General features: G+C 71.6%; 23 protein-coding genes and 1 pseudogene. 8 read left to right on the forward strand and 16 right to left on the reverse strand.

The genetic code is table 11. From position 1 onward, the window contains the following. Positions 1-326: 326 nt before the first annotated feature. Complete coding sequence (locus HNR00_RS07575; RefSeq protein ID WP_183567274.1) at positions 327-1,445, reverse strand: 5-(carboxyamino)imidazole ribonucleotide synthase; 1,119 nt, start codon at positions 1,443-1,445, stop codon at positions 327-329. Between the two features lie 34 nt (positions 1,446-1,479). After that, a complete protein-coding gene (gene purE, locus HNR00_RS07580) occupies positions 1,480-1,977 on the reverse strand; it encodes a 5-(carboxyamino)imidazole ribonucleotide mutase (RefSeq protein WP_183567278.1) in 498 nt (165 codons plus the stop codon). 219 nt (positions 1,978-2,196) lie between these two features. On the opposite strand from purE, the gene HNR00_RS07585 reads away from it, so the two are divergent. After that, a complete protein-coding gene (locus HNR00_RS07585; RefSeq protein WP_183567281.1) occupies positions 2,197-2,373 on the forward strand; it encodes a DUF3606 domain-containing protein in 177 nt (58 codons plus the stop codon). 24 nt (positions 2,374-2,397) lie between these two features. Here the strand turns inward: HNR00_RS07585 and HNR00_RS07590 are convergent, their stop codons facing one another. Further along, positions 2,398-2,619, reverse strand: a complete 222-nt coding sequence (locus tag HNR00_RS07590) for a YdcH family protein (RefSeq protein ID WP_183567401.1) — start codon at positions 2,617-2,619, stop codon at positions 2,398-2,400. A 247-nt stretch (positions 2,620-2,866) separates the two neighbouring features. Between HNR00_RS07590 and HNR00_RS07595 the strand changes: the two genes are divergently transcribed. The 4 genes from HNR00_RS07595 (at position 2,867) to HNR00_RS07610 (ending at position 5,726) form a co-directional block, all read left to right on the forward strand. Further along, the gene (locus tag HNR00_RS07595; RefSeq protein ID WP_183567283.1) at positions 2,867-3,046 is read left to right on the forward strand and encodes a YdcH family protein; all 180 of its coding nucleotides are present in this window, start codon (positions 2,867-2,869) and stop codon (positions 3,044-3,046) included. Positions 3,047-3,230: 184 nt separating this feature from the next. Further along, the gene (locus HNR00_RS07600; protein ID WP_183567286.1) at positions 3,231-5,147 is read left to right on the forward strand and encodes a propionyl-CoA synthetase; all 1,917 of its coding nucleotides are present in this window, start codon (positions 3,231-3,233) and stop codon (positions 5,145-5,147) included. Positions 5,148-5,205: 58 nt separating this feature from the next. Then, positions 5,206-5,442 (forward strand): CopG family ribbon-helix-helix protein, encoded by a 237-nt coding sequence (locus HNR00_RS07605; RefSeq protein WP_183567289.1) that lies wholly within the window; start codon positions 5,206-5,208, stop codon positions 5,440-5,442. After that, positions 5,442-5,726: a type II toxin-antitoxin system RelE/ParE family toxin gene (locus HNR00_RS07610; protein WP_183567292.1), complete on the forward strand. Its 285-nt coding sequence runs from the start codon at positions 5,442-5,444 to the stop codon at positions 5,724-5,726. Before HNR00_RS07605 ends, HNR00_RS07610 begins: the two co-directional genes overlap by 1 nt. 65 nt (positions 5,727-5,791) lie before the next feature. Here HNR00_RS07610 and HNR00_RS07615 read toward each other — a convergent pair whose 3' ends face one another. Then, positions 5,792-6,799 (reverse strand): hypothetical protein, encoded by a 1,008-nt coding sequence (locus HNR00_RS07615; RefSeq protein ID WP_183567294.1) that lies wholly within the window; start codon positions 6,797-6,799, stop codon positions 5,792-5,794. Between the two features lie 204 nt (positions 6,800-7,003). Here HNR00_RS07615 and HNR00_RS26030 point away from each other — a divergent pair. After that, positions 7,004-7,624, forward strand: a pseudogene (locus HNR00_RS26030) (energy transducer TonB family protein); the annotation flags it as partial. Positions 7,625-7,653: 29 nt separating this feature from the next. Here the strand turns inward: HNR00_RS26030 and HNR00_RS07630 are convergent. The 7 genes from HNR00_RS07630 to HNR00_RS07660 all read right to left on the reverse strand — a co-directional run bounded on the left by HNR00_RS07630 (position 7,654) and on the right by HNR00_RS07660 (position 17,228). Next, on the reverse strand, positions 7,654-8,004 hold the full coding sequence (locus HNR00_RS07630; RefSeq protein WP_183567297.1) for a hypothetical protein: 351 nt from the start codon (positions 8,002-8,004) through the stop codon (positions 7,654-7,656). Between the two features lie 33 nt (positions 8,005-8,037). Continuing rightward, on the reverse strand, positions 8,038-9,288 hold the full coding sequence (locus tag HNR00_RS07635) for a NupC/NupG family nucleoside CNT transporter (RefSeq protein ID WP_183567300.1): 1,251 nt from the start codon (positions 9,286-9,288) through the stop codon (positions 8,038-8,040). 84 nt (positions 9,289-9,372) lie between these two features. Beyond that, entirely contained in the window at positions 9,373-10,572 is a 1,200-nt protein-coding gene (locus HNR00_RS07640; protein ID WP_183567405.1) for a DUF1501 domain-containing protein, read from the reverse strand. An 8-nt stretch (positions 10,573-10,580) separates the two neighbouring features. Further along, on the reverse strand, positions 10,581-12,170 hold the full coding sequence (locus tag HNR00_RS07645; protein WP_183567303.1) for a DUF1800 domain-containing protein: 1,590 nt from the start codon (positions 12,168-12,170) through the stop codon (positions 10,581-10,583). Between the two features lie 100 nt (positions 12,171-12,270). Further along, positions 12,271-15,306 carry a caspase family protein gene (locus tag HNR00_RS07650; RefSeq protein WP_183567307.1) on the reverse strand — a complete coding sequence of 1,012 codons (3,036 nt, stop codon included), beginning with the start codon at positions 15,304-15,306 and terminating at the stop codon, positions 12,271-12,273. A 114-nt stretch (positions 15,307-15,420) separates the two neighbouring features. Then, complete coding sequence (locus HNR00_RS07655) at positions 15,421-16,089, reverse strand: class I SAM-dependent methyltransferase (protein ID WP_183567310.1); 669 nt, start codon at positions 16,087-16,089, stop codon at positions 15,421-15,423. After that, on the reverse strand, positions 16,086-17,228 hold the full coding sequence (locus tag HNR00_RS07660; protein WP_183567313.1) for a glycosyltransferase family 4 protein: 1,143 nt from the start codon (positions 17,226-17,228) through the stop codon (positions 16,086-16,088). The genes HNR00_RS07655 and HNR00_RS07660 overlap by 4 nt, the downstream gene beginning before the upstream one ends. 107 nt (positions 17,229-17,335) lie before the next feature. Here HNR00_RS07660 and HNR00_RS07665 point away from each other — a divergent pair, with 107 nt between their 5' ends. Next, entirely contained in the window at positions 17,336-18,490 is a 1,155-nt protein-coding gene (locus HNR00_RS07665; RefSeq protein WP_183567316.1) for a DNA topoisomerase IB, read from the forward strand. 25 nt (positions 18,491-18,515) lie between these two features. Here the strand turns inward: HNR00_RS07665 and HNR00_RS07670 are convergent, their stop codons facing one another. The 5 genes from HNR00_RS07670 to HNR00_RS25480 all read right to left on the reverse strand — a co-directional run bounded on the left by HNR00_RS07670 (position 18,516) and on the right by HNR00_RS25480 (position 22,733). Further along, on the reverse strand, positions 18,516-19,583 hold the full coding sequence (locus HNR00_RS07670; protein WP_183567319.1) for a methyl-accepting chemotaxis protein: 1,068 nt from the start codon (positions 19,581-19,583) through the stop codon (positions 18,516-18,518). 126 nt (positions 19,584-19,709) lie between these two features. Further along, positions 19,710-20,375 (reverse strand): helix-turn-helix transcriptional regulator, encoded by a 666-nt coding sequence (locus HNR00_RS07675; RefSeq protein WP_183567322.1) that lies wholly within the window; start codon positions 20,373-20,375, stop codon positions 19,710-19,712. A 218-nt stretch (positions 20,376-20,593) separates the two neighbouring features. Continuing rightward, positions 20,594-21,490 carry a GGDEF domain-containing response regulator gene (locus HNR00_RS07680; RefSeq protein ID WP_183567326.1) on the reverse strand — a complete coding sequence of 299 codons (897 nt, stop codon included), beginning with the start codon at positions 21,488-21,490 and terminating at the stop codon, positions 20,594-20,596. A gap of 144 nt (positions 21,491-21,634) precedes the next feature. Next, positions 21,635-22,123 carry a hypothetical protein gene (locus HNR00_RS07685; protein WP_183567329.1) on the reverse strand — a complete coding sequence of 163 codons (489 nt, stop codon included), beginning with the start codon at positions 22,121-22,123 and terminating at the stop codon, positions 21,635-21,637. 139 nt (positions 22,124-22,262) lie between these two features. Further along, positions 22,263-22,733: a hypothetical protein gene (locus HNR00_RS25480; protein ID WP_246390391.1), complete on the reverse strand. Its 471-nt coding sequence runs from the start codon at positions 22,731-22,733 to the stop codon at positions 22,263-22,265. 745 nt (positions 22,734-23,478) lie between these two features. Between HNR00_RS25480 and HNR00_RS07695 the strand changes: the two genes are divergently transcribed. Beyond that, on the forward strand, positions 23,479-23,700 hold a 222-nt coding region (locus HNR00_RS07695), incomplete at its 3' end, for a transposase (protein ID WP_183567332.1).

Genomic DNA, 23,700 nt, shown 5'->3' on the forward strand with positions numbered 1-23,700 from the left:
CGGCCCCGGCGGACCTGAGTTCCATGCGTCGCGCACACGCTGGCGCAACACGGTGAACGGGCGCTTAAGGTCCGCGGAAACGGCGCCCCGTCCCGCTGCTCAAGCGGCGCGATGTGGCGAAGGTGTGGCCCGTCCCACCCTCCGCCGCCGACCGGCCGGCGGGCGGGCCAATCGGTCGCCCGCTGTTGCAGATGAGCGACAGGACCGGGCGGCGTCGTTCAGGCTCGTCCGTCTCCCGGCGTCCGGGCTGGAACCTTCGCCGAGCCGCACCCGATGGCTGCCGATCGGCTCCGTCCCGCCCCGAACCGGAGACTCGCGCCGGCGGCTCAATCCGCCGCGGCGAGCGGGATCAGCCGGGTGACGTGGCCCATCTTGCGGCCGGGGCGGGCCTCGGCCTTGCCGTAGAGGTGGAGATGGGCGCCGGCCTCCGCGAGCAGTGCGGGCCAGCGCTCGGAATCGTCGCCGATCAGGTTCTCCATCTCGACGGCCATGCCGCCGGTGCGGGCCGTGTCGCCGAGCGGCCAGCCGCAGACGGCGCGGACCGTCTGCGCGAATTGCGAGGTCAGCGCGCCTTCCGTGGTCCAGTGCCCGGAATTGTGCACCCGCGGGGCGATCTCGTTGACGACGAGGCGGGCGGCGCCCGCCGCACCCTCGACCTCGAACAGCTCGACGGCGAGCACGCCGACATAATCGAGCGCCTCGGCAATCGTGCGGGCGATCGCCGCCGCCGCCGCCGCGGTCGCCGGATCGAGGCCGGGGGCGGGCACGCGGGTGAGCGCCAGGATGTGGTCGCGGTGCTCGTTCTCGCAGGGCTCGTAGGCGGCGAAGGCACCGTCCGGTCCGCGGGCGGCCACCACCGAGATTTCTCGTAGAAACGGCACGAACCCTTCGAGGATGCAGGGCGCGCCGTCGAAGCCGGCGAGGATCGCCGCCGCGTCGTCGCCCTCGCGGATCGAGCGCTGGCCCTTGCCGTCGTAGCCGAAGCGGCGGGTTTTCAGGATGGCCGGCCGCCCGAGATCGGCGAGAGCCGCTTCCAGATCCTGCGCCGTGTCGACCGCCCGGTAGGGCGCCGTCGGAATGCCGAGGCCATTCACAAAATCCTTCTCGACCAGCCGGTCCTGCGTGGTCAGCAGGGCCTGCGCGCTCGGGCGCACGGTCGCGTGCTCGGCCAGGATCGCGGCGGTCGCGTGCGGAATGTTCTCGAACTCGTAAGTGACCACGTCGCAGGCCTCGGCGAAGGCCGCGAGCGCCGCCGCGTCCTCGTAGGCCGCGACCGTGTGGGCGGCGGCGACGTCGAAGGCCGGGCTGTCGGCGTCGGGGGCGTAGACGTGGACCTTGAGGCCGTAATTCGCCGCCGCGAGCGCGATCATGCGGCCGAGCTGGCCGCCGCCGACGATGCCGAGGGTGGCGCCGGGCCGGATCGGCGAGGGCGTGGAGGTGATCATCGGATTCTGGCGTCTGTCAGGGCTGGCAAAACGATCAGGGCTGGGTGGTGTCGGGCCGCTCGGACACGGACTCGCTCTGGCGGGCGCGCCATGCGTCGAGCCGGGCGGCGAGGTCGGGGTCGGTCAGCGCCAGCACCGCGGCGGCCAGCAGCGCGGCGTTGACCGCGCCGGCCCGGCCGATGGCGAGCGTGCCCACGGGAATGCCAGCCGGCATCTGTACGATCGAGAGCAGGCTGTCCTGCCCCGAGAGCGCCTTGGATTCCACCGGCACGCCGAAGACCGGCAGCGGCGTCATCGCTGCCGCCATGCCGGGTAGGTGGGCGGCCCCCCCGGCGCCCGCGATCACCACCTTGAAGCCCACCTCCCGCGCGCCCTTGGCGAAGGCGACGAGCCGGTCCGGGGTGCGGTGGGCCGAGACGATGCGGGCGTCGTAGGCGATCTGGAGCGCGTCGAGCGTCTCGGCGGCGTGCCGCATGGTCGCCCAGTCCGACTGGCTCCCCATGATGATCGCGACCGGGGGAGATCCCGCCATCGTCGTCCTGATCCGCTGCGCACGAGAGACGGGCCCGCGCCCGCGAAGCGGGTCGCATAACAGGGGCGCGCGTGCGCTCGCAAGCGCGGCCGGAGGATCGGGCCGGAAGCGGCGGAAAAACTCGGGGAACCGAGCGTTTTGCCGGAGCCGAAGCCGGGGAACCGCGTTGTGAGCGTAACAGCCCTTATGGGGCCTCCCTTACAACCAGCGAGTCTTCCGATGTCCGTTCAGGACCCGACCACCCGCGCCCGCACGCCCTCCCACATCGACATCCACGACACCACCAGCCGCCGCCACTGGGCCGATCTGCTGCAGGTCTCCGACGAGCGCCTGCGCAAGGCCGTCCGCATGGTCGGCACCCGCGTCTCCAGCGTCACGGCCTATCTGGCGAAGTGAACGCCGACAGCGTGGCGCCCGGCATCAGGCGATGATGTCGGGCGTCATCTGGTCCTCGAGGAGGTTGATGCGGTCGCGCAGGATCAGCTTGCGCTTCTTCAGCCGCTGGATCTGCAACTGATCGCCCGCCATGCTCAGCTTGAGCGCCTCGATCGCCTCGTCGAGATCCCGGTGCTCCTCGCGCAACCGGCTGAGCTCGCCCGCCGGATCGGGGCTTGGATCGTTGGCAACCTCTTCCGCCATCATCGCTCGAAACACGCCATCGCACCGACCGCCGCGACCATGCGCCAAGCCTCCCAGCGGAGCAAGGCGGCAGGATCGACTTGGCCGATTCGGCCGGGGATGACGGGCCTGAAAAACCCTTCCGCAAAGTGGCACGATTTTGAAATCAGCTTGTTAGCCCAGGGTACATTTTGCCGCCGAATGGCTTCGACAGCGGCGTCATCCTGTGCCAGTCTACCCGTGTCGGAAACGATGAGAGGAGCCACACCTCATGTCCTTGCAGACGCATTTGAGCCAGCTCGCCGCCAAGCACGACGCCCTCGAGCGCGAGCTTCACGACGCGATCCAGTCGCCTTCCACCAACGACCTGCGCATCGCCGAACTCAAGCGTAAGAAACTGCAACTCAAGGACGAAATCCAGCGCCTCCAGTCCGGCGAGACGCTGCACTAGGCGCCCATCCCGAGGCCCGCGGCACCCGCCGCCGGGCCTTTTTCTTTGTTCATCGCGTTTGCCGCCGCCTGGGCCTCCAGCGCGGCGGTCTTCGTTTTCGGGGTGCGGCGGGCAAAACCGCGCTATCATCGCGGCCGACGAGCCCGGAGCGAACCGGGCCCCGCGAGGAAGCCCCGAGACTGCCATGACCGACGCCCCGCGCCGCTACGCCGACCTCCACGCCGCGTCGCTCGCCGACCGCGAGGGCTTCTGGCTCGATGCGGCACGAGCCATTGATTGGGACGAGGCGCCGACCCGCGCCTTCGACGAAGCCCAAGGCGCCTACGGCCGCTGGTTCCCGGAGGCCCGGCTCAACGTCTGCCGCAACGCCGTCGACCGCCACGCCGAGGGAGGCCGCGCCGACCAGCCCGCGATCATCCACGATTCGCCCGTCACCGGCACGCAGCGCACGATCACCTACGGGCAATTGCAGGACGAGGTGTCGGTCCTCGCGGGACTGCTGGCCGATCTCGGCGTCGGCCACGGCGACCGGGTCGTCGTCTACATGCCGATGGTGCCGGAGGCGCTCTTCACGATGCTGGCCTGCGCCCGGCTCGGGGCGATCCACTCGGTGGTGTTCGGGGGCTTCGCCGCCAACGAACTCGCCGCCCGCATCGAGGACGCCGCGCCCAAGGTGATTCTGGCGGCCTCCTGCGGCATCGAGCCGACCCGCGTCGTCGCCTACAAGCCGCTGCTCGACGCCGCCATCGACCGCTCCGCCCACAAGCCGGAGGCCTGCCTGATCCTGCAGAGGCCGCAGGCCGTGGCGGACATGACCGAGGGCCGCGACCGCGATTGGGCGACAAGCGTCGCGCAGGCGCGGCGCGACGGGCGGCGCGCCGATCCGGTGCCGGTGGCGGCGACCGACCCGCTCTACATCCTCTACACCTCGGGCACGACCGGGCGGCCGAAGGGCGTGGTGCGCGATTCCGGCGGCTACTGCGTCGCGCTGACGTGGTCGATGACGAACCTCTACGACGTGGCGCCGGGGGAGGTGTATTTCTGCGCCTCCGACATCGGCTGGGTCGTGGGCCATTCCTACATCGTCTACGCGCCGCTGCTGCACGGCTGCACCACGGTGCTCTACGAGGGCAAGCCGGTCGGCACGCCGGATGCCGGCGCCTTCTGGCGGGTCGCGGCCGAGCACGGCGTCTCGACGCTGTTCACCGCGCCGACGGCCCTGCGCGCGATCAAGAAGGAAGACCCGCGCGCCCAAAAACTCGCCGATTACGATCTCTCGCGCCTGCGTGCCCTGTTCCTCGCGGGCGAGCGGGCCGACCCGGATTCTGTCGCCTGGGCCGAGCGGGCCTTAGGGAAACCGGTGATCGACCATTGGTGGCAGACCGAGACCGGCTGGGCCATCGCCGGCAACCCGCTCGGCGTCGAGCCCCTGCCGGTCAAGCACGGCTCCACCGCCAAGCCGATGCCGGGCTACGACCTCCACGTCCTCGACGAGGCCGGCAAGCCGGTGCCAACCGGCACGATGGGCACCATCGCGCTGAAACTGCCGCTGCCGCCGAGCTGCCTGCCGACCCTGTGGAACGCCGACGAGCGCTTCCGCCAGAGCTACCTCACGACGTTTCCCGGATATTACGACACCTCGGACGCGGGCGTCGTCGATGCCGACGGCTACGTCACCGTGCTGGGACGGACCGACGACATCATCAACGTCGCCGGCCACCGTCTTTCCACCGGCGGCATGGAGGCGGTGCTGGCCTCGCACCCCGATGTCGCCGAATGCGCCGTGATCGGCATCCGCGACGCGCTGAAAGGCGAAGCGCCCTGCGGCTTCGTCGTCCTCAAGTCCGGCGTCGACAAGCCGCCGGAGGTCTTGGAGCGGGAGTTGGTCGCCAAGGTGCGCGACGAGATCGGCCCGGTGGCGGCCTTCCGCCTCGCGCTGACCGTCGGGCGCCTGCCCAAGACGCGCTCGGGCAAGATTTTGCGCGCCACGATGAAGCGCATCGCCGACGGCGAGGATTTCGCCATGCCGCCGACCATCGAGGACCCGGCGGTGCTGGAAGAGATCGGGGTGAGCTTGAAGGAGCGGGGAATCGGGGGGTGAGACGTCGCCATCGCCGTCGCAGAGTGTTCGAGCGCCGGAAGTTCTGTCAGGATACGGTATGGCTCACGACCTGAAACTCGCCCCTGACCTGCAGGCCCGCGTCGATGCCGTCGCCGCGCGAGCAGGCCGCTCGGCGGGCGAGGTGATCGCCGACGCGCTCGAACACGGCCATTCCCTCGAATGGCAGGAGCGGTTCGTCGAGAAGGTCCGCGCCGGGATCGAGGACGCCGATGCCGGCCGCTTCGCCACGCCCGCCGATTTCGAGCGGGTTCGGAATAAATATCGCCAAAGCTGATGCGCGTCTTTTGGACTCGCGCCTCGCTGGACAGCTTGGAAGCGATCACGGACTACATCGGGCATCATAATCCCGCCGCTGCCGCGCGGCTGGTCGATGACATCTTGGATCGCACGAACGCTCTGCTGTCTGCAAATCCGGCGGCGGGTCGGACAGGACGCACTGACGGAACCCGCGAGTTCGTCCTGTCGGGTACGCCCTACATCGTTGTCTACAGGGTTCGAGACTGCGTGGAAGTTCTTGCCGTCATCCACGGCGCCCGACAATGGCCTGACGATTTCTGATTTCGCATGCCATTGCGAGATGACGTGCGGTGATCGGATGTTTTTCCCGAAACTGCGCTCCCCCCTCACTTCATCTGCAAGCTATCCACCACCTGCCGGAACAGCGGCAGCACGTCGGAGCGCTGGTCGGCGCGGGTGACGCCGACGGCGCGGATGTAGCCGTCGGGGTTGAAGCGGATGGTCTGGGCCACGACGACCGGCGTGCTGGACGGGATATCGACGGCGCGGGCGACGATTTCGTGCCAGTCGATGCCGTTCTGGCGGTAGCTCTGCGAGCGCTCGATCTGGAAGTCCTTCATGGTCTGGTTGGCGAACAGGGCCTGACGGGCGAGGCCGTCGCGCTGCTCCTGCGGCGTCGCGCTCTGGAACGCCTGGGCGATCACGAGGATCGGTTGTTCCATCGCCGCGATCTGGTCGCGGGGGCCGAGCGTCATCAGCACCGAGTTGCCGGCGAGCGCCCGCAACGGGCGGAAGCCTGCCGGGTCGCCGACGCGGAAGGGCAGGGCGGCGACCTGCTCGTCGAGGCCGAGCGCCGGGCGCAGCTTCACGCTGGTGAGCATGGAGCGGATGGCCTCCTCGCTCTCGACGCCGCTGGCAGCCTGGGCGATGACGAGGCCGGTTACATCGGTGCCGCCGACGATGAGCAGCCACTTGTTGACCGCGGGCACGCCCTGGGCGTCCGAGGCGGTGGCCTCGCCGGTGAACAGCACGCCCGGCATCCCGTCGGCGAGCGTCACCGACTCGCGCGAGCGCACGACCAATCCTTGCGTCTTCAGGGTCTCGTCGGTGAAGCTCTGCTCCATCTCCGTGTAGGCCGGGCCGGGCAGCTCGACCACCGAGACGACGGCACCGCCGCCCTTGCGCTCGAAACCGGTGAAGCGCTTCGAGATAACCATGTCGGCGGGCGCCGCGAAGCCGAAGCGGGAACTCGGCGGGAACACGGCGTCCTGGGCGAGGGCGCCGCGCGGAATCGCGGGCATCGCCGCGCCCGCGAGCAGGAGGGCGACCGCCAGGCGGCGGAGGGACTGACGCAACGGTGTCACCACTCGTCTCCGAAAAGCACGCGCCCGCATGGAGCGCGCGGTTGCGATGGGTCGGCTGCGGCGCCGGGCCTGTCAAGCAGGAGCGTCGCGCGGCACAGGCGCCGCCGCCTGGGGACGGCGTGGCGGAACTTAACGGATGTTGCAATTCATCGTTGAGGATCGGCGGTCCGCCCCCTAAAGCTTGGCCGTTGCGAGAGGGAGCGTGCGGGAACGATGCGGCGTGCGATCGGAGCCATGGGCCTGCTGCTCCTGTGCTTGGTCGGCCCGCCCCCGGCGCAGGCCTCCGACGCGACCGAGGTCTCGGGCGTGCAGGCCTATCGTCAGCAGCTCGCCCGCACCTTGATGCAGAAGGTCAGGAACCTCCGGCACAGGACGCCGGGCGGAACGGTCCTCGTCCGCTTCGTCGTCGGCCGCGACGGGGTCGTGACCCAGTCGGGGATCGAGACCTCGTCGGGGGCCGAGGCGACCGATCGTCTGGCCGCGAGGATCGTTCCGGTCGGGACGAAGCTGCCGCCCCTGCCGGCGGAGGCGCCGATCCCGTCGCTGGCCGTGACGGTGCCGCTGCACTTCGTGGGGCGGGAGGCGCCGATGACCGAGAGCCTGAACGCCTACCGGCTCGAACTTCTAAGGCTGTTCGCGTACCGGGTTCGGGGGCTGCCGCACAGGATGCTGACCGGCGGCAGGCTCGCCATCCGATTCACCGTCGAGCGGGAGGGCCTCGTCACGCATTCGGCCATCGCCCGCTCGTCGGGCAACCAATCCATCGACGAACTCGGATTGCGGATCGTGCCGGTCGGCCTGAAGGTGCCGCCGATGCCCCCGGATCTGGGGCCCCGGATGCAGATCACCTTGCCGCTGCGGTTCGGGCTGGCCCCAACATCTGATCAAGGCTGCCGCTCCGCCCCGGCCTCGTCCTTCTTCGGGCGCCAGCGCCGCCATTGCCGCTCGATCCAGCGGGCGGCCTTCTCCATCGGCACCTTGAGGGCGGGCACGTCCTGCGCCAGCAGGGCGAGGCCGAGCGGCAGCATCCACAGCCCGAGCACGGGCAGGATCGAGAAGATTCCGCCCAGGATCAGCAGGACCGCGGCCAGCACCCGCATGGGGAAGCGCGCGGGCTCGCGCAGCCACGCGACGATCCTCCGGCCGCGCTCCGGCAGCTTGGCGCAGGCGCGGTCGACCCGCGCGTCCCAGTCCTGCGCCGTCACCACCCTGGGCTCGTCTGTCGCGTGTTCCATGCCTCTCATATGGTGAGGCGCGCCGAAAAAGCCTCAGCCCGCGATGAACAGGCCGGCGATGGCCGCGCTCGTCAGGTTGGCGAGCGTCCCGGCCAGGATCGCGCGTAAGCCCAGCCTTGCGATCTCGGCGCGGCGCTCGGGGATGAGGCTGGTGAAGCTCGCGAGCTGGATCGCCACCGATGTGAGGTTGGCGAAGCCGCAGAGCGCGAAGCAGACGATCGCGGCGGTGCGCGGATCGAGGGTGCCGGCCTTCAGCGTCGGCGAGAGGGTGGCGTAGGCGAGGAACTCGTTGAACGCGATCTTCTGGCCGATGGCGCCGCCGACGAGTCGCGCCTGCTCCCACGGCGCGCCGAGCAGCCACGCCAAAGGTGCCAGGAGCCAGCCCAGGATGCCCTCGATCGAGGTGCCGGGAAATCCAAAAAGCCCGCCGGCCCAGCCGACCACGGCGTTGACGAGCGCGATCAGCCCGACGAAGGCGATCAGCATGGCGCCGACCGCCACCGCGACGGCGAGCCCCTTCTGCGTGCCGTCGGCCGCCGCCTCGATCAGGTTGGCCGCGCGCGCCTCGCCGAACTCGACGCGGGTCGTCAGCACGCGGGTCGGCTCGTCCGAGGGGAACAGGATCTTGGCGTAGAGGAGGCCGCCGGGGATCGCCATGAAGGAGGCGGCGATGAGGTACTCCATCGGCACGCCGAGCGCCGCGTAGCCCGCCAGGATCGAGCCGGCGGTGGAGGCTGCCCCGCTCGTCATCACGGCGAACAATTCGGCGCTGGTGAGCAGGGCGAGGAAGGGGCGCAGGGCCACCGCGATCTCGCTCTGGCCGATGAAGATGGTGACGACCGCCGAGAACGACTCGATCGACGAGGTGCCGAGCACGCGCCGCAGGCCGGCGCCGAGGAGGCGCGCCAGCGCCTGCATGACTCCGAGATGGTAGAGCACGCCGATCAGCGCCGAGACGTAGAGGATCTGCGGCAGAACCCTGAGCGCCAGGATGAACCCCGACCCGCCGAACAGCTCGAACATCCGCGGCTCGACGAGGCCGCCGAACAGGAACGCGGTGCCGACATCGCCGAAGGACAGCACCTTGGTGACGAGCCCGGCGACCCATTCGAGGGCGATGCGCCCCGCCGGCACGAACAGGATCAGCGCCCCGATCCCGACCTGGAGCGCGAGCGCCGCCCCCACCACCCGCGGCCGCACCGCCCGCCGGTTCAGCGAGAAGGCGAAGGCGACCGCGAGGAGCAGCGCGACGCTCGCGCCGGCGTGGAGCACCCTGTCGAGCATGTTTTTTTCAGTCGCGCCTGAACCGAGCCGTCGACAGGGCGCATGCGCGATCCGGGCCAAGGCCGCAAGGGTCGGTCGACCGGTTCAGACCAGGCCGAGGTCGGCCGGCGCGGCCCCCGGGAAGATGCGCCCAAGGCTCGCCCGATCCAGTCCGTAGAGGCGTTGCAGCAGGCCGGCGAGGAGCGCGCGGTAGTTCGTCAGCACCGGCAGGTCGCGATGCTCGAACAGGGCGCCCTCGTCGAGGCGCTTCTGCGGACCGGCGATGCGCCCGCCACGCACCGAGCCGCCGAGGATCCAGTAGGCGCTGCCGTAGCCGTGATCGGTGCCGCCGCCGCCGTTCTCGCGGAAGGTGCGGCCGAACTCCGACAGCACCACGACGACGGTGTCGTTCCAGCCGGGGCCGATCTCCCGCGCGAAGGCGGCCAAGCCCTGGCCGAGGTCGGTCAGCTGTTTGGCGAGGTAGCCCTTGGCGCCGCCCTGACCGACATGGGTGTCCCAGCCGCCGACATCGACGAAGCCGAGGGTGAACTGCTCGCGCATCAGCCGCCCGATGCGCTCGGCCGCCAGCGCGAACCCCTTGGACGAGACCGCGCCGCGGTCGGCCTGGTCCCGATGCGCGCTGATCGCCTCGAACACCTCGCCGCGGACGCGGAAGCCCTCCTGGACGGAGGGGGCCAGCGGGCTCCCTTCGTACATGGCGGCGATGAGCCGGCTCTGCCGCTCGTCGAGGATCGGCTTGCCGGTGCGGGCGACGCCGACGTTCGGCACCGGTTTTCCCCCGGCGGCGGTGCCCTGGAAGATCAGCGGACGCTGCTCGGTGAAGGCGATCGGCCGCGTCCGGGTCAGCTCGGCGGCGAGCCGGGCCATGAAGCCCGAGCGGTAGTCGCGGCCCGGACCGAAGGTCTGGCCGAGCTCGATCGTGTCCTGGGTCTGGAAGTGGCTGCGGGTCGCGTCGTCGGTGCCGGCGAAGGGCACGAAGGCAAGCTGCCCCGCGGCGAAGAGCGGGTGGAGCGTGTCGCGCAGGGCCGGATGCAGGCTCCAGTCGGCGTCGAGCGGCAGGCTCGCCTCCGGCGAGGCCGGGTCGGGCCGGGCCACGGCGATCCTGGGTCTTGCCCGGTAGTAGAGTTCGCTGCCGGTCGGGATCACCACGTTGGCGGCGTCGTAGGCGCCGCGCAGGAACACGACGAGCAGGCGGACATCCGCCCGGGGCGCCGCCCAGACCCGTCCGGCGACGGTGGAGAGGCCGAGCGCGAGGGAGGCCTTGAGGAGGTCGCGGCGATCCATCGGAGCGCTCATCGCAGGGACTCCTGGGGGGCGAGGCCGTGCATGAATTCGGGGGAGGCGAGCAGCAGCATGTTCCACTCCGGTCCTGGCTTGGCCTGCGCCAGGGCCGCGAGCGTCGGCGCGCCGAGGCGTCCGTGCAGCACCGTCGCGTAGACCTCGTTCCGGAGGGTCGGCGGCGGGGGCTTCGGCCCCTCGGGGGGCGGCGTCCCCTCGACCGGCGAGGCGAACAGGGTGGGCGCGCCCCCGCCGATCAGGCTCGCCACCTCGAAGCGGGCCACCATCTGGCCCGGCCCGTTCCAGGCCGCCGCATCGGAGGGATAGCCGTCCGGCGTCGTGCGGAAGAACAGCCCCTCGCCGAGCCGCTTCAGCCAGCTCTGGATCGCCGTGGGATTGCGGATCGCGCGGTCGCCGTAGGCGAGCCGCACGGCCGACAGCACGTACCGGACCGGATCCTTGAAGCCGCGCCCGACGCCCGCGGCGAAGTCGGGGTCGCGCACGAGCGCTCCCACCACCCGCGCGATGTCGCCGTCACTGTCCGTGAACACACCGGCGAGACGCCCGACCATGGCCTCGGAGGGATCGGCGCCGAGGATGGCGCGGGCCAGCGCCGCCGAGACGTGCCGCGCCGTGGCGGGATGCCGGGCGAGGAGGTCGAGCGCCTCCTCGACCTCGGCGAAGCCGCCTCCCTTGATCGTGCGGCCGAGGAAGCGCTTGTCGCCGTAATCGTGCCGCGTGGGATCGAACACGAACAGGCCGTCGCGGCGATAATCGCGCTGTCGGTCCGGCGGCATGCGCGGCTCCGGCGCGAGGCCGTATCCGACCCCGGTCAGGATGCGGGCGAGCTGCTCGACATCGCCCTGCGTGTAGCCGCCGTTCACGCCGAGGGTGTGCAGCTCCATCAGTTCGCGGGCGTAGTTCTCGTTGCGCCGTTCCGCCGTGTTCTTGGCGTTGTCGAGATAGTCCAGCATCGCCGGGTGGCACAGGACGGCGCCGAGGAGGTCGCGGAAGCGCCCCAGCGCGTGAGGCCGGATCGCCGCGTCGACGTAGTCGCCGACGACCAGGCGCAGGTGACTCTTCATCTGGTAGACGCTGAAGCGATTGAGCCAGAACCACGTCATCCGCTCGCGCAACTGGTCCGGCGAGGCGAGTGCCGCGAGGATCGTGCGCGCGACCGCCCGTTCGCCCGCCCGGATCGCGGTCGAGCCGACTTCCTTGGCGAACCGCCGTCGTTCCTCGCCGTCCGGCATGGGGACGACCGCCTTGACCTGGCTGCTGTAGGCCGAGAAGGCATCGAGGACGGACGTCTCGTCGCGGAAGGGCGCGCTGGCCGCCTGCGCCTCGGGCGGGAGCCGCAGGCCGGGCGCGGGATGGAGCTGCGCGTCGAGCCATGCCTCGCGGCCCATGGCCCGCATCCGCGCGAGGTCGTCGGCGGTGATGCCGAAGCTCAGCGCATCGAGCAGGGCCGCGTCGTCGACCGACGGCGCCACCCGGGCCGGGGCCGGGGGACGCGAGGCCGCCACTTCGGCCCTGGCGGGGGCGCTCGCGCAGAGGAGCGCCAGCGCGAGAAGGCCGGTGAGGCGGCGCATCGGGATCGGCATCGCGGGCGGGCTCCTCGGCGAGCGCCGTGTGAGGGCGGGACCCGGACTCGGCACCCGAAATGCGGCCGTGATGTGGGCCCCGCCCGAGTGCGGCAAGCCCTCAGCGGCAGGGCATGCCGGGGGGACAGCCGTGGCCGCCGCCGAGCCCCCCCGGCCCCGGACGCGGCGCCGCCTGCTGGCGCTGCATCATCATCTGCTGCTGGCGTGCGGCCTGTTGGGCCGCCTGTTGCGCCTGCATCTGCTGTTGCTGCATCTGTTGCTGGCGCTGAGCCGCGGCCTGTTGCTGCATCATCTGCTGGCGCTGGGCCGCGGCCTGCTGCGCCTGCTGGGCCTGCATCTGCTGCTGACGCTGGGCCGCGGCCTGCTGGGCTTGCTGAGCCTGCATCTGCTGCTGGCGTTGCGCTGCGGCTTGGCGTGCCTGATCGGCCTGCTGCTGCTGGCGCTGCTGTACGGCCTGGGCCTGCTGGGCCTGCATCTGCTGCTGGCGTTGCGCTGCGGCTTGGCGTGCCTGATCGGCCTGCTGTTGCTGGCGCTGCTGCGCGGCTTGGGCCTGCTGCGCCTGGATCTGCTGCTGGCGCTGGGCCGCCGCGTCCTGCCGCTGCGGGGCGGGATTCGGCGGGACGAGGCCGAGGGGGGCGCCGGGGCGACCGACCTGCTGGGTGGCGGGACGATCGGGCGCATCGGAACCGGGTGGGGTCGCCCCCTGCGGACGACCCGCCGGGCCTCCGATGGGTCCCGGACGCCCGGCCTGTGGCGGCAGCGGCGCGCCGGCACCGGCACGAGCGGCCTGCGGCGCATCGAGGCGGTCCTTCGGGTCTGCACCCGTGCGGCCCGCCTGCTGCGGCGAGAACGGCTGCCCATTCGCGCCGGGAAGCGGCCGGCCCGCTTGTTGCGGGGCGGCCTTGTCCTTGGCTTCGGGGGCCGCCGGGTTCGCGCCGGGCCGGCCGGCCTGCTGGCCGTCGGGCCTGTCCTTGGCATCCGGGCCGGGGCGACCGGCTTGCTGGGGCGGCAGCGGCTGTCCGTTCAGGCCCGGCAGCGGATTACCAGCCTGCTGCGGCTCCGGCTTGCCCTTGGAGTCGGCCCCCGGCGGGGTCGCGCCGGGTGCACCCGGACGGCCGGCCTGCTGAGGATCGGACTTGTCCTTGACGTCGGGCCTGTCCCTTCCATCGGGGGCGGGGCGGCCCGCCTGCTGCGGTGGCAGCGGCTGCCCGTTGGCGCCCGGCAGCGCTTGACCCGGTTGAGCTTGGCCCGGCTGCCCGCGGCCGGCGACGCCGAGCGGCGCGTTCGGCTGGCCGGGCTGACCCGGCGCCGTGTCGGGCTGGGCGGTGCCCGGACGTCCGGGCTGCTGCGGCAAGGGTTGACCGTTGGGGCCGAGGGCCGGGCGGCCCGCCTGTTGCGGGTTCGGCTGGCCGGGAACGGTGCCGGGCAATTGCGCCGGGAACGGGCCCGGACGGGCGGCCTGCGGGTTTCCGCCCTGCGGTGCGCTTGGCGGATTGCCGAACGGGCCGGGCATGCCGGGATTCGGGTTCGTCGGCGGATTGCGCAGCGCCGCCTTCTGCGCGACCGCCGGGGGCAGGGCGACGCGAGCGGCCGCCGCACCGATCACCGCGCCGGCCACCGCGCCCGCACCGGCGGCGAGGCCGGGCGAGACCGCCGGGACGGAGCCCGGATCGCGGGAAGAGGCGCGGTTGCTCTCGTTGATCGTGTTGATCACCGTGACGTTGTGGATGTTCTGGTAGATCACGTTGTTGGGCGGCGGGACGATGTAGTCCGGCGCGCTGACATAGGTCGGCACGGGCACGAAGGCCGGCGTCGGCAGGGCGTAGTAGGCCACCGGCGGCGGCGGCGGCGCCAGATCGACGATGTAGGCCGGCGGCGGCGGCAGGAAGATCGGCGGCGGCGGCGGGGGCGGGGCCAGCGCGTAGACCGGATCGTCGAGGTAGAGCGCCGGGCGCGCGACATAGACGATCTCCTCCGGCGGGGGCGGCGGCACGTCGTAGCTGATCGCGGTGAAGCGCGGCGGCGGCTCCAGGGCGGCGGCGAGCTGGCGGAGCCTGCGGCGGGCGTCCCAGGCGTGAGGGCCGCGCGGGTAGCGGTCAAGATAGGACCAGTAGGCGTCGCGGCTGTCGGCCATCCACGTGCGCCGCCACGTCACCGCCTCGCGGCGGGCGGCGATGAGGGCGCGCACGCGCTTGGCCATGTCGTCGCGCGGGTAGGCCTGGACGAATTCCTGATAACCGTCGAGCGAGTCGCGCTGCAGGCAGACCGCGTAGGCGTCGCGCGCGCCGATCTCCTTGAGCGGGCGCGAACGGAGCGAGGCGACCTCCTCGGGCCGGCCGATCGGCGGCGCGTCGGGCGCGCGCTCGAAGAAGGTGAAGGCGGCGTCGATGCGGGCGGAATGCCAGGGCACCTCGGCGCCCTTGGTGGTTTCGTCCACGCGCAGCCGCACCCGGTCCAACAGCTGAGCCGGCGCGAGGCCGCCCTCGCGGATCATCTCGACCAGCGCCGTGGCGTAGGCGCCGTAGGGGCCCTTCTCGTCGGGGCCGACCGTGCCGGGGCTGGCGTTGAAGGCGATGAGCGAGCCCGGCTCGGCTTCGGTCAGCGCGAGGCCGCCGGCCAGCGGGTCGCCGTTGCGGGCGAACGGATTGTTGCGGGCGCCATCCAGCACGACGAAGCGGGCGGCGAGCGGCAGGGCGGCGAGTTGGCGGGTATAGTCCGACAGGCGCAGGGCGCGGGACGGCACGTCGGCGGCGGCCGGGATGCGGGCGTCGACCGGGACGAAGTAGTTTTCGCCGGCCGATTGCAGGCCGTAGCCCGCGAGGTAGAGGAAGGCGACCGTGTCGGGACCGGACTGCTCGGCCTTGTCGGTGAAGTCGCGCAGGGCCTTGCGCAGGGAATCCTCGTCGAGGTCGCGGGCGCCGACCACGTCGAAGCCCGCCGCCTGGAGCGTCTGCGCCACGAGGCCGGCATCGTTGGCCGGCGTATCGAGGGCGCCCGACTCGTAAGCGGCGTTGCCGACGACGAGGGCGATGCGTTTCTGGCTCTTGGACGCGTCCTGCGCCGAGGCCGAGAGGCCGGGCGCGAGGCCGATCACCAGACAGAGCAGGGCTGCGACGATACGGGACGACCAGGACATGGACGCATCTCCTGCCCGGCGGGCGCATGTCCGCCGGGTCGCTGCCGCGTCATTGGAAACCCGCGGCTTGAATGCCGCCTGAACGCCAAAATCGGCAATTTCGGGATGATGCGTTCAGGCTGACCGGAATGTCCACACGCGCGACGTCTTGATCTCGGCATCCTCCAAATCGCGGGTGACCGGGACTTCGTAGGTCGCGAGCGGCACGAGCCGCGCCTTCGGCAAGTAGGCGCGGCCGGGATCGCCGATGAGGACCGTCCGGCCCGCCGCGTGCAGACCTGACAGCCACGCGGTGACGGCCTCGCCGAGGTCCCGCTCGTAGAACACGTCGGCCGCGAGCACGCATCCCGCGTTCATCGCGGCGTCGCTGCCGATCAGATTCGCGCCGGTCGTCGCGATCCGGTTCGCCACGCCGTTGGCGGCGGCGTTGAGCGGGATCGCGTGGAGCGCGAAGGCGTCGAGGTCGCTCGCCAGCACCCGCGCCGCCCCGGCCTTGGCCGCCGCGATGGCGACGAGGCCCGAGCCCGAGGCGAAGTCGACCACCGTGCGCCCCGCGACCGTCGCAGTGTTGTCGAGGAGGTAGCGGGCGAGCGCCTGTCCCCCGGCCCAGGCGAAGGCCCAGAACGGCGGCGGCAGGCCGATTTCCTGCAACTCGTCCTCGGTCTTCTGCCAGAGCGCGGTCGCCTCGTCGGCGACGTGCAGCACGATCTCCGGTGCGTGCGGCACCGGGCGCAGGCGGGTGTGGGTGCGGATGAAGCCGAGGGGATCGCGCGCCGGCGTCACGACGCGAGAAGCTCGGCGTAGATGCGCGCGACCGAGGCGGTGACGGCCTCTTCGGTATATCCGCCTTCCAGAATGCGCGCCCGCGCCGCCGCACCCATCCGCTCGACCGTGCCCGGATCGGCGGCGAGCCGGGTCAGCGCGGCGGCGAGTGCCGCGACGTCGCCCGGCTTCACCAGCAGGCCCTCGACGCCGTCGCGCACCAGCGCGCGGCAGCCCGGCACGTCGCTGGTCAGCAGGGCGCGCCCGCACGCCGCGGCTTCGAGCAACGTGCGCGGCAGGCCCTCGCCGCCCCGCGAGGGCAGGCAGCCGACATGGTGCGCGGCAAACACCCCGGCCACGTCGCGGGTGGGGCCGTGCCACGTCACGCCGTCCCCGGTCCAGCCGCGCAGGGTCTCTTCGGGGATCGCCCGGCGGTTCGACGGGTCGGGGGCGCCGTAGAGCGAGAGTTCGACCGCCGCGCCGCCGCTGCGCGCCCGGCGCACGGCCTCCACCGCCACGTCGATGCCCTTCGACCACAGCATCCGGGCGACGATGGCGACCCGGAGCGGGGCGGGGGGCGGCAAAGGGCGCGGCGCGAAGATTTCGGGATCGACGCCCGCCCCGCCGACGATGGTGACGGCGGTGTCGGACGGGTCGAGGCCGAGCGCACGGGCGTCGTCCGGGTTCTCCAGCAGGAAGCGGGTCCGGTTGCTCGCCAGCGGGCCGCGGATCAGGCCCTTCAGGGCGAGCCGCGACAGGCGCCCCGTCGCATCTTCGCGGGCGCCGAGCAGGCCGAGGCCGGTCAGCGCAAAGACCCGGCGGGGGATGCCGGCCATCGCCGCCGCGGTGCCGCCGACAAGAATGCCGCGCAGCGCGATGCAGTGGACGATGTCGGCGCTCAAGGCCTTCAGGATGCCCGAGAGCTGGCCCGCGGCGTAGCCCGCCGCCATCGGGTTGAGGCTGGAGCGCTCGGCCTCCAGCGGCACGACGCGGACGCCCGCCGCCTCGATCACCGCGCGGTGATCGCGCACCCGCGTCACCACCGCGACCGACAGCCCCATGGCCACCGCGGCGCGGGCCATCGGCAGGAAGTGCGAGGCGAAGAACCAGTCCTCCGTGACGACGAAAACGAGTGTTTTGGGGGAGTCGGGCGCGCTCATCCCCGGGGCCATAGCACGGTCCGTCCCCCGGTATGGAGCCGCAGGCCGGAACAGCGCCCCTGGCCTCCCGGTTGTCGGCTCACGTCGTGGAGTCGCGGGAGGTCGCCATGCTGGCGGACGAGGCCGGAGCCGGGGTGGTCGAGCCGCGCGAGGCCGCGCGCGAAGCGGGCCTGCGCTACGTGGACGACGCCAAGCCCGGCCTGCGGCGCAAGCGCAGCGGCAAGGGCTTTCGGTTTCTCGACGCCAAGGGCACGCCGATCCGCGACGCGGACGAGATCGAGCGGCTCAAAAGCCTCGCGATCCCGCCCGCCTACACCGACGTCTGGATCTGCCCCCACCCGAACGGCCACATCCAGGCGACCGGCCGCGACGAGAAGGGGCGCAAGCAGTACCGCTACCATCCGCGCTTCCGCGAGGCGCGGGAGGCCTCGAAATTCCACCGCATCATGGCCTTCGCCGAGGCCCTGCCGGGCATCCGTGCCCGGATCGACGCCGATATGGGCCGGCGCGGGCTGCCGCGGGAGAAGGTGCTGGCCACCGTCGTGCATCTCCTGGAGACGACGCTGATCCGCGTCGGCAACGACGATTATGCCCGCTCCAACAAGAGCTACGGCCTCACCACGCTGCGAGACCCGCACGTCAAGGTGGCGGGCTCCGAGATGCGTTTCCGCTTCAAGGGCAAGAGCGGCAAGGAATGGTCGGTCTCGGTGCGCGACCGCCGCGTCGCCCGCATCGTCAAGGCCTGTCAGGACCTGCCCGGCCAGGAGCTGTTCCAGTACATCGACGACGAGGGAGAGCGGCGCGACGTCACCTCGTCCGACGTCAATGCGTACCTGCGCGAGATCACCGGCGAGGATTTCACGGCAAAAGATTTTCGCACCTGGGCCGGGACCGTGCTGGCGGCCCTGGCGCTTCGGGAATTCGAGGCCTTCGACAGCGAGACACTCGCCAAAAAGAACCTTCGCGCGGCGATCGAGGCGGTGGCGGCCCGGCTCGGCAACACGCCGACCATCTGCCGCAAGTGTTACATCCACCCCGAAATCCTGGGCTGCTACCTCGAAGGCGGCCTGCTCCTGCAGATCAAGGACGCGGTCGAGGGCGAACTCAGGAACGGGCTCGACACGTTGCGGCCCGAGGAGGCGGCGGTGCTCGGCCTCCTGCGCAGCCGCCTCGCGCGGGCGACGGCGGAGCCGCCGCGCCGGACGGGGAAGCGGAGGGGCGGCACTGTCGCGAAGCGGGGTGCAGCGAAGAAGGCGGCGTGAGCGCCCGCTCGGTCACGCCTCCCGGTTATCCCTTCCCCTGCACGATCACCCCGTACCAGCCGAGGCCACGATAGGTCTCGTAGCCCGGCGTGCGGTGGAAGGCCGTGACGGTGCCCGCCGGATCGCGAACGGCGCCGCTCGCGCGCGGGCCCGGATCGAAGGCCAGAATCTCGGTCAGCGCGCCCCGTCCGTCCGAGGCGGCCAGCACCCGGCGTCCGGCATCGACCAGCAGCACACGGGTGCGGGCGCGGTCCTCGGCGGCGATGCGCACCCCCTGAACGATCGCCCGCGCCTGCGGCTCCCAGTCGAAATGGATCGCCAGCACGCCGCAGGTCGCCCCCGCCTCCTCGCGGATCGGCGCCGCGTAGGTCGCGACGCGGGCGCCGTCGAGATGCGGCTCGGCGCGCACCTCGCCGGCCACGTAGGCGTCGGCGCTCCGCTGGGTGATGGCCGCGCGGAACCAGGGCGCGTCGGCGACGCTTCGGCCGCGCAGGGTCGGGTACCGGTCGGGGCGGCCGTTGGCCAGGACGGTGCCGTCGCGCCCGCACAGCCAGATGTCGAGATAGACCGTGTAGGCCGAGAGGATCACGCCGAGGCGTGTCGCGGCGTAGGCCGCGGCCGCCGCTTCGGGCCGGCTCGCGCAGGTCACCACGGACGGATCGGTCGCCCACCAGCGCACGTCGCAGGTCCGCTCGTAGAGATTGCGGTCGATGAGTTCGACGGCGTTGAGCGCGAGGTCGATCAGGCGCTCGCCCTGCGCGTCGTCGCTCACGGCGTCCGTGGCGCGCTGCAATTCGCCGATGCGGGCGGAGAGCTGCGTCTCCAGTTCGCGCGCCAGGGTCTCGATCGACGTCCCGATGGCGCGCACCTCCTGTGCCACCACCGAGAAGCCGCGGCCCTGCTCGCCCGCGCGGGCGGCCTCGATCAGCGCGTTGAGCGCCAGCATCTTGGTCTGGGCGGTGATGCGCTGGATATGCCCGATCTTGTCCTGGGCGATGCGGCCGACCTCCGCCGTGAGGGCCGGAATCGTGCCCGCCGCCGTCGGCGTGGCCGCCCCCGGCCGCGGCGGGCACGGCTTTTTCAGTTGCTGCATTGATCGACACTCCCCCCGGAGCGTCGATCCTCTGCCAAGTCGGTTAAGAGACCACAAAAATTCAGTCCAGGATCAGGTAATTCAGATCCGGTCGCATGACGTGATCTGACTGAGACCGGCGCGGCGTCACAACCGTGCCGCGTGGACGGCGTGGTGGGCCGGGGCGCGGGGTGTCTCGCTGTCTAGCACCGGCTTGAGGCCGAGTTGACGGGCCAGCATGACCAGATCCTTGAGCCGGCCGGTCTGGGTCTTGCGGCGCAGGTTCAGCCGGTGGGTCTCGACCGTGCGCACGCTGAGCGACAAGCGCCGCGCCACCTCCTTGTTGCTGAAGCCCGCGCTGAGGAAGCGCAGCACCTCCGCCTCCCGCGGCGTCAGGCCGATCGCGTCCGGGGCCTTCTCCGCTGCCGCCGCCTCGGTGCGGGCGGGGAGGGGGGCCGCTCCGCCGAGCGCCAGCACGATCGCGCAGACCTCGCGCGCCGGGGTGCCGCGCCCGACGAAGGCGTCCGCGCCCGCCTCGATCAGCCCGAACATCGCGCCCGCGTCGAGGGCGTGGAACGCCACGAGCACCCGCATCCAGGGGCGTCCGTCCCGCAGGGCCGCGATCCGGCGGCAGCCCATTTCGGGATGGGCCTCGTGCACGAAGACGAGCGAGACCACCGGGCGGTCGCCGTCGCCGGTGAGATCGTCCTCGCCGACGGTGCGGAGCGCCGGCTCGTGTTCGAGGATGTCGCGCAGCGTCGGGTCGAGGCCCGGCGGCTCGTCGATGATCAGAACGTCAACGGCTGAACTCATGCCGCCCCCCCTTCCGTTCCGGCGCAAGACGGCGCCGCGGCGTACGGGTAGGAAAGAACAAGAGTCGTTCCAGGCGTTTACGGCCGATTAACCATTCCGAATCGTGCAATCCGGGGAAAATACCGACGAAGGGCGGCGACGGCTGTCCCGCTTCGGAACGGTCGGCGCCCAGCGCCCGTCGACGGCCGCGGAGCCGACGGCCGGGCGATGCGGGGGCTTCAGCCCGCGCGGGCGAGGACGAGTTCGTTCGTCGCCGAGACCACGCGGTTGCGACCACCGTTCTTGGCCTCGTAGAGGGCGATGTCGGCCCGCTTCAGCAGGCCCTCCACGGTCTCGCCCTCGCCCCACTCGCTCACGCCGAAGGAGCAGGTCAGCCGCACGGGCCCTCGAGGCGAGCGGATGCGCAGGTCGGCCGCATTGAGGCGCAGGCGGTTGGCTGCCGCCTCCGCTTCCGTCAGGTTCCGGCCGGGCAGGACCAGCGCGAACTCCTCGCCGCCGAGGCGGCCGGCGATGCCTTCCTGCGCGATCAGCCCGGTGACCGCCTTGATCGCCGTATCGCCGACATCGTGGCCGTACTCGTCGTTGATCCGCTTGAAGTGGTCGATGTCGAGGAGCACCGCCGAGAGCCGCCCGAACGAGCCCGCCCGGCCCGCGGCCTCCCGGGAGCGCAGCAGGAAGGCACGGCGGTTGAGCAGGCCGGTGAGCGGATCGGTCTCCGCGAGGCGGATCAGCTCGCTCTGAAGGCTCGTCAGGCGCTCGGCGGCGCGCAGGCGCGCCTGCAGCTCTTCCGCGCCCGGAGGCTTGTCGATGAAGTCGTCGGCGCCGCTGTCGAGCGCCTCGGACAGGTTGCGGGCGTTGCGCACCGAGGACATCACGATGATCGACAGCGGACGGCTCGCTTCCGCGAGCAGCCGCGCCGACCAGCACAATTCAAGCCCGCCGATCGGGCGGACCTCCAGACTGGTGATGAGCGCGCGCACGCGGGGATTATCGGTGACGTAGGCAAGCGCCTCGGCGGAGTCGGTGAACTGGGTCACGACGTGGCCGCGCGGCTCCAGCATGCCGGCAACGACCTTCAGGATGACCCTGCTCGAATCGACGATGACGATGTGCACGGTCTTCCCCCCTCGATCCGCCAGGGAAGATCGTGCACAGGATAGCTTAACGGCTTGTCACGATGCGACGCCGGCCTCGACCGAGGCCCGCAGGTGTCCAAACGAATCCATCGGTGGGTGACCGAACGCTCGCCCGGTTGCCGGTCAGCGCGCCGGCACCCGCACCGAGACCACCTGCGCCCCGCTGCGCTCGACCGCCGCGCGCTCGGACGCGCCGAGCGGCAGGTCGGTCCACTGCCCGTCGCCGCCGCGGGAGACGACGCGGGCGCTGCGGCGCGGCAGCAGGCGGTTCTCGGTACGGCCCTGCCGCTCGATCACGTAGAGCGCGGGACGGGCCGAGGGGGCGTCGCGGACGCCCGCGACCGTCGGCACGCCGTAGGTGCCGTAGCCCCAGGCCGGCGGTACGAGGCGGCTCGGACTCGGGATGCGGGTGAAGGGCGCGCCGATATAGCTGCCGTCGATGGCGTTTCCGGCGAAGGCGTAGCCGCCCGCGGCATAGACCGGATGGCCGTATCCATGACTTTGGACCGCTGCACCGTAGGTTCCCGGTTCGGCCCTGGCGCCGGTGGCGGCGAGGACGAGGAGGGCGCTCGCGGCGAGGAGCCGGGCAGGACGATGCGGGGAACGTTGCACGGGACGGGTCTCCGGACGGGGGCGCCGCGCGGAGCGGCGGGATACGGGCGATTCGAAGGATCAAATCCTTCCGGCCATGCTCGTTCCGGATGCGCGCCCGGCGCCAGCGATGCAGAATGCTGAGAGCCCAGGGAACCGATCAACGGCAGATCGTCACCCGGCGCACGAGCCAGCCCTCACCCTCGATCCACAGCCGCCGCCGCAGCTTGCTGCAATTGGCGCCCTCCTCCTCGGGTTCCGCCTCGGCGGGGCGAGTATCGGAGACCGGACGAACCTGTGCCGCCTCCGCCACCTGCCGGGCTCCGCGGTCGGCGGACGGCGCGGCGGAGACCGGACCGGCGAGCGCGCCGAAGAGGACGAGGCCGAAGCCGGCCGCGGCGAAGTGGTTCGAGATCATGATATCACGCCCGCGCGCCGTCACGTGGCGCGCTCCCTGTGCTCGATCGGATGCCGTCCGCTCGCCCGTTCTCCGGGCGGCGCCGCGCCTTTGCCTAACAATCCCCAACGTGGCCGCAGGGTTTCGTCGCGAATCGGAAAAGGGGCCGAAATTTGTCACGCCCGCGAGGCATTCCGCGGCGCTCGCGCGCGGCTTCGCCGCGAGGGCAGACATCTCGTGGACTCTCGCGGTGGCGCCGCAAGCATTTGTCGCGCGGCGACGGACGACTGATCGCCGGACGGTCTGTCACGCGAAGGACGCTCGACTTGTTCCGGGCGATCCTCGGCAATCCTCTACACGGCAATGTCGGGGCGTCATCCAGTCCAGCCGCGGTCTCGCGGAGTCTGTCGTCTGGGCGGCGGCGGACGGATTTCGCCCGGTCGAGCCACGGGTGATCGGAGGCGGAGGGCGGATCGACCGTCGTGCAGGCCCTCACCATCCCGTTCCCGAACGCGCTCGCCGAGGGCGTCGACGGCTTCGTTCGTGGCGATGCAGTGGCCCGCCTTCCCCCTGCCGACGCGGCCGATGTTCGTCGTGACCTCGGCCTTCCTGTTCCCGATGGGCCCGCTCATGGTCGGCGAGGCGTTCCGGGAACGTCAGGAACAGCAGATCCTGCCCTATACCACCGACGGAGTACCGGCCTTCTTCCCCCGAGCAAGGCCTCAACGACGCCACCTGGGAGGTGATCGGCGTGCAGGCCGCGCTGCTGCCGGTCGCCCTCGTCGTCGGCATCTCGATGCTGCGGCGCCGGGCCCGGCGGCGTCGCCCGAAGCGTCAGAGCCTGTTTGAGGTCCTCCACCGTCCGTCCCCATCTGTCTCGTGTCACGAACACGCAATCCGTCTGGCAGGACGGAGGAGAGAGCAGATGTGGACGGACCGGCATCGGACGCGTCATGAGACGCGCCTGAAGGATGTAGTGATGCAAGCGGGCCTGGACGAGGTAGCCCGCTTCCTGGAGCGGGCGGACCCGCCGACCCGTCCGAACGCCAAGTCAGCGCGGGCGGTGATGGCGGCCGTTGCTTGGCATCTGCGTACAGGCGGCGGGTGGCGGGCGCTGCCCGAAGGTTTCCCACCGTGGCGCACGGTCTACGGCTGGTTCCGACGCTGGGTAGAGAAGGGCCTGTTCGAGACCCTGATGCGC

Origin of the sequence: Methylorubrum rhodinum, from assembly GCF_014199935.1 — a bacterium.
GTDB lineage: Bacteria > Pseudomonadota > Alphaproteobacteria > Rhizobiales > Beijerinckiaceae > Methylobacterium > Methylobacterium rhodinum.

What these genes read in the sequence shown, in the direction of transcription:
- HNR00_RS07575 (WP_183567274.1), bottom strand. Translation starts at nt 1,445, where the DNA reads ATGATCACCTCCACGCCCTCGCCGATCCGGCCCGGCGCCACCCTCGGC.
- purE (WP_183567278.1), bottom strand. Translation starts at nt 1,977, where the DNA reads ATGGCGGGATCTCCCCCGGTCGCGATCATCATGGGGAGCCAGTCGGAC.
- HNR00_RS07585 (WP_183567281.1), top strand. Translation starts at nt 2,197, where the DNA reads ATGTCCGTTCAGGACCCGACCACCCGCGCCCGCACGCCCTCCCACATC.
- HNR00_RS07590 (WP_183567401.1), bottom strand. Translation starts at nt 2,619, where the DNA reads ATGATGGCGGAAGAGGTTGCCAACGATCCAAGCCCCGATCCGGCGGGC.
- HNR00_RS07595 (WP_183567283.1), top strand. Translation starts at nt 2,867, where the DNA reads ATGTCCTTGCAGACGCATTTGAGCCAGCTCGCCGCCAAGCACGACGCC.
- HNR00_RS07600 (WP_183567286.1), top strand. Translation starts at nt 3,231, where the DNA reads ATGACCGACGCCCCGCGCCGCTACGCCGACCTCCACGCCGCGTCGCTC.
- HNR00_RS07605 (WP_183567289.1), top strand. Translation starts at nt 5,206, where the DNA reads ATGGCTCACGACCTGAAACTCGCCCCTGACCTGCAGGCCCGCGTCGAT.
- HNR00_RS07610 (WP_183567292.1), top strand. Translation starts at nt 5,442, where the DNA reads ATGCGCGTCTTTTGGACTCGCGCCTCGCTGGACAGCTTGGAAGCGATC.
- HNR00_RS07615 (WP_183567294.1), bottom strand. Translation starts at nt 6,799, where the DNA reads ATGCGGGCGCGTGCTTTTCGGAGACGAGTGGTGACACCGTTGCGTCAG.
- HNR00_RS07630 (WP_183567297.1), bottom strand. Translation starts at nt 8,004, where the DNA reads ATGGAACACGCGACAGACGAGCCCAGGGTGGTGACGGCGCAGGACTGG.
- HNR00_RS07635 (WP_183567300.1), bottom strand. Translation starts at nt 9,288, where the DNA reads ATGCTCGACAGGGTGCTCCACGCCGGCGCGAGCGTCGCGCTGCTCCTC.
- HNR00_RS07640 (WP_183567405.1), bottom strand. Translation starts at nt 10,572, where the DNA reads ATGGATCGCCGCGACCTCCTCAAGGCCTCCCTCGCGCTCGGCCTCTCC.
- HNR00_RS07645 (WP_183567303.1), bottom strand. Translation starts at nt 12,170, where the DNA reads ATGCCGATCCCGATGCGCCGCCTCACCGGCCTTCTCGCGCTGGCGCTC.
- HNR00_RS07650 (WP_183567307.1), bottom strand. Translation starts at nt 15,306, where the DNA reads ATGTCCTGGTCGTCCCGTATCGTCGCAGCCCTGCTCTGTCTGGTGATC.
- HNR00_RS07660 (WP_183567313.1), bottom strand. Translation starts at nt 17,228, where the DNA reads ATGAGCGCGCCCGACTCCCCCAAAACACTCGTTTTCGTCGTCACGGAG.
- HNR00_RS07665 (WP_183567316.1), top strand. Translation starts at nt 17,336, where the DNA reads ATGCTGGCGGACGAGGCCGGAGCCGGGGTGGTCGAGCCGCGCGAGGCC.
- HNR00_RS07670 (WP_183567319.1), bottom strand. Translation starts at nt 19,583, where the DNA reads ATGCAGCAACTGAAAAAGCCGTGCCCGCCGCGGCCGGGGGCGGCCACG.
- HNR00_RS07675 (WP_183567322.1), bottom strand. Translation starts at nt 20,375, where the DNA reads ATGAGTTCAGCCGTTGACGTTCTGATCATCGACGAGCCGCCGGGCCTC.
- HNR00_RS25480 (WP_246390391.1), bottom strand. Translation starts at nt 22,733, where the DNA reads ATGTCTGCCCTCGCGGCGAAGCCGCGCGCGAGCGCCGCGGAATGCCTC.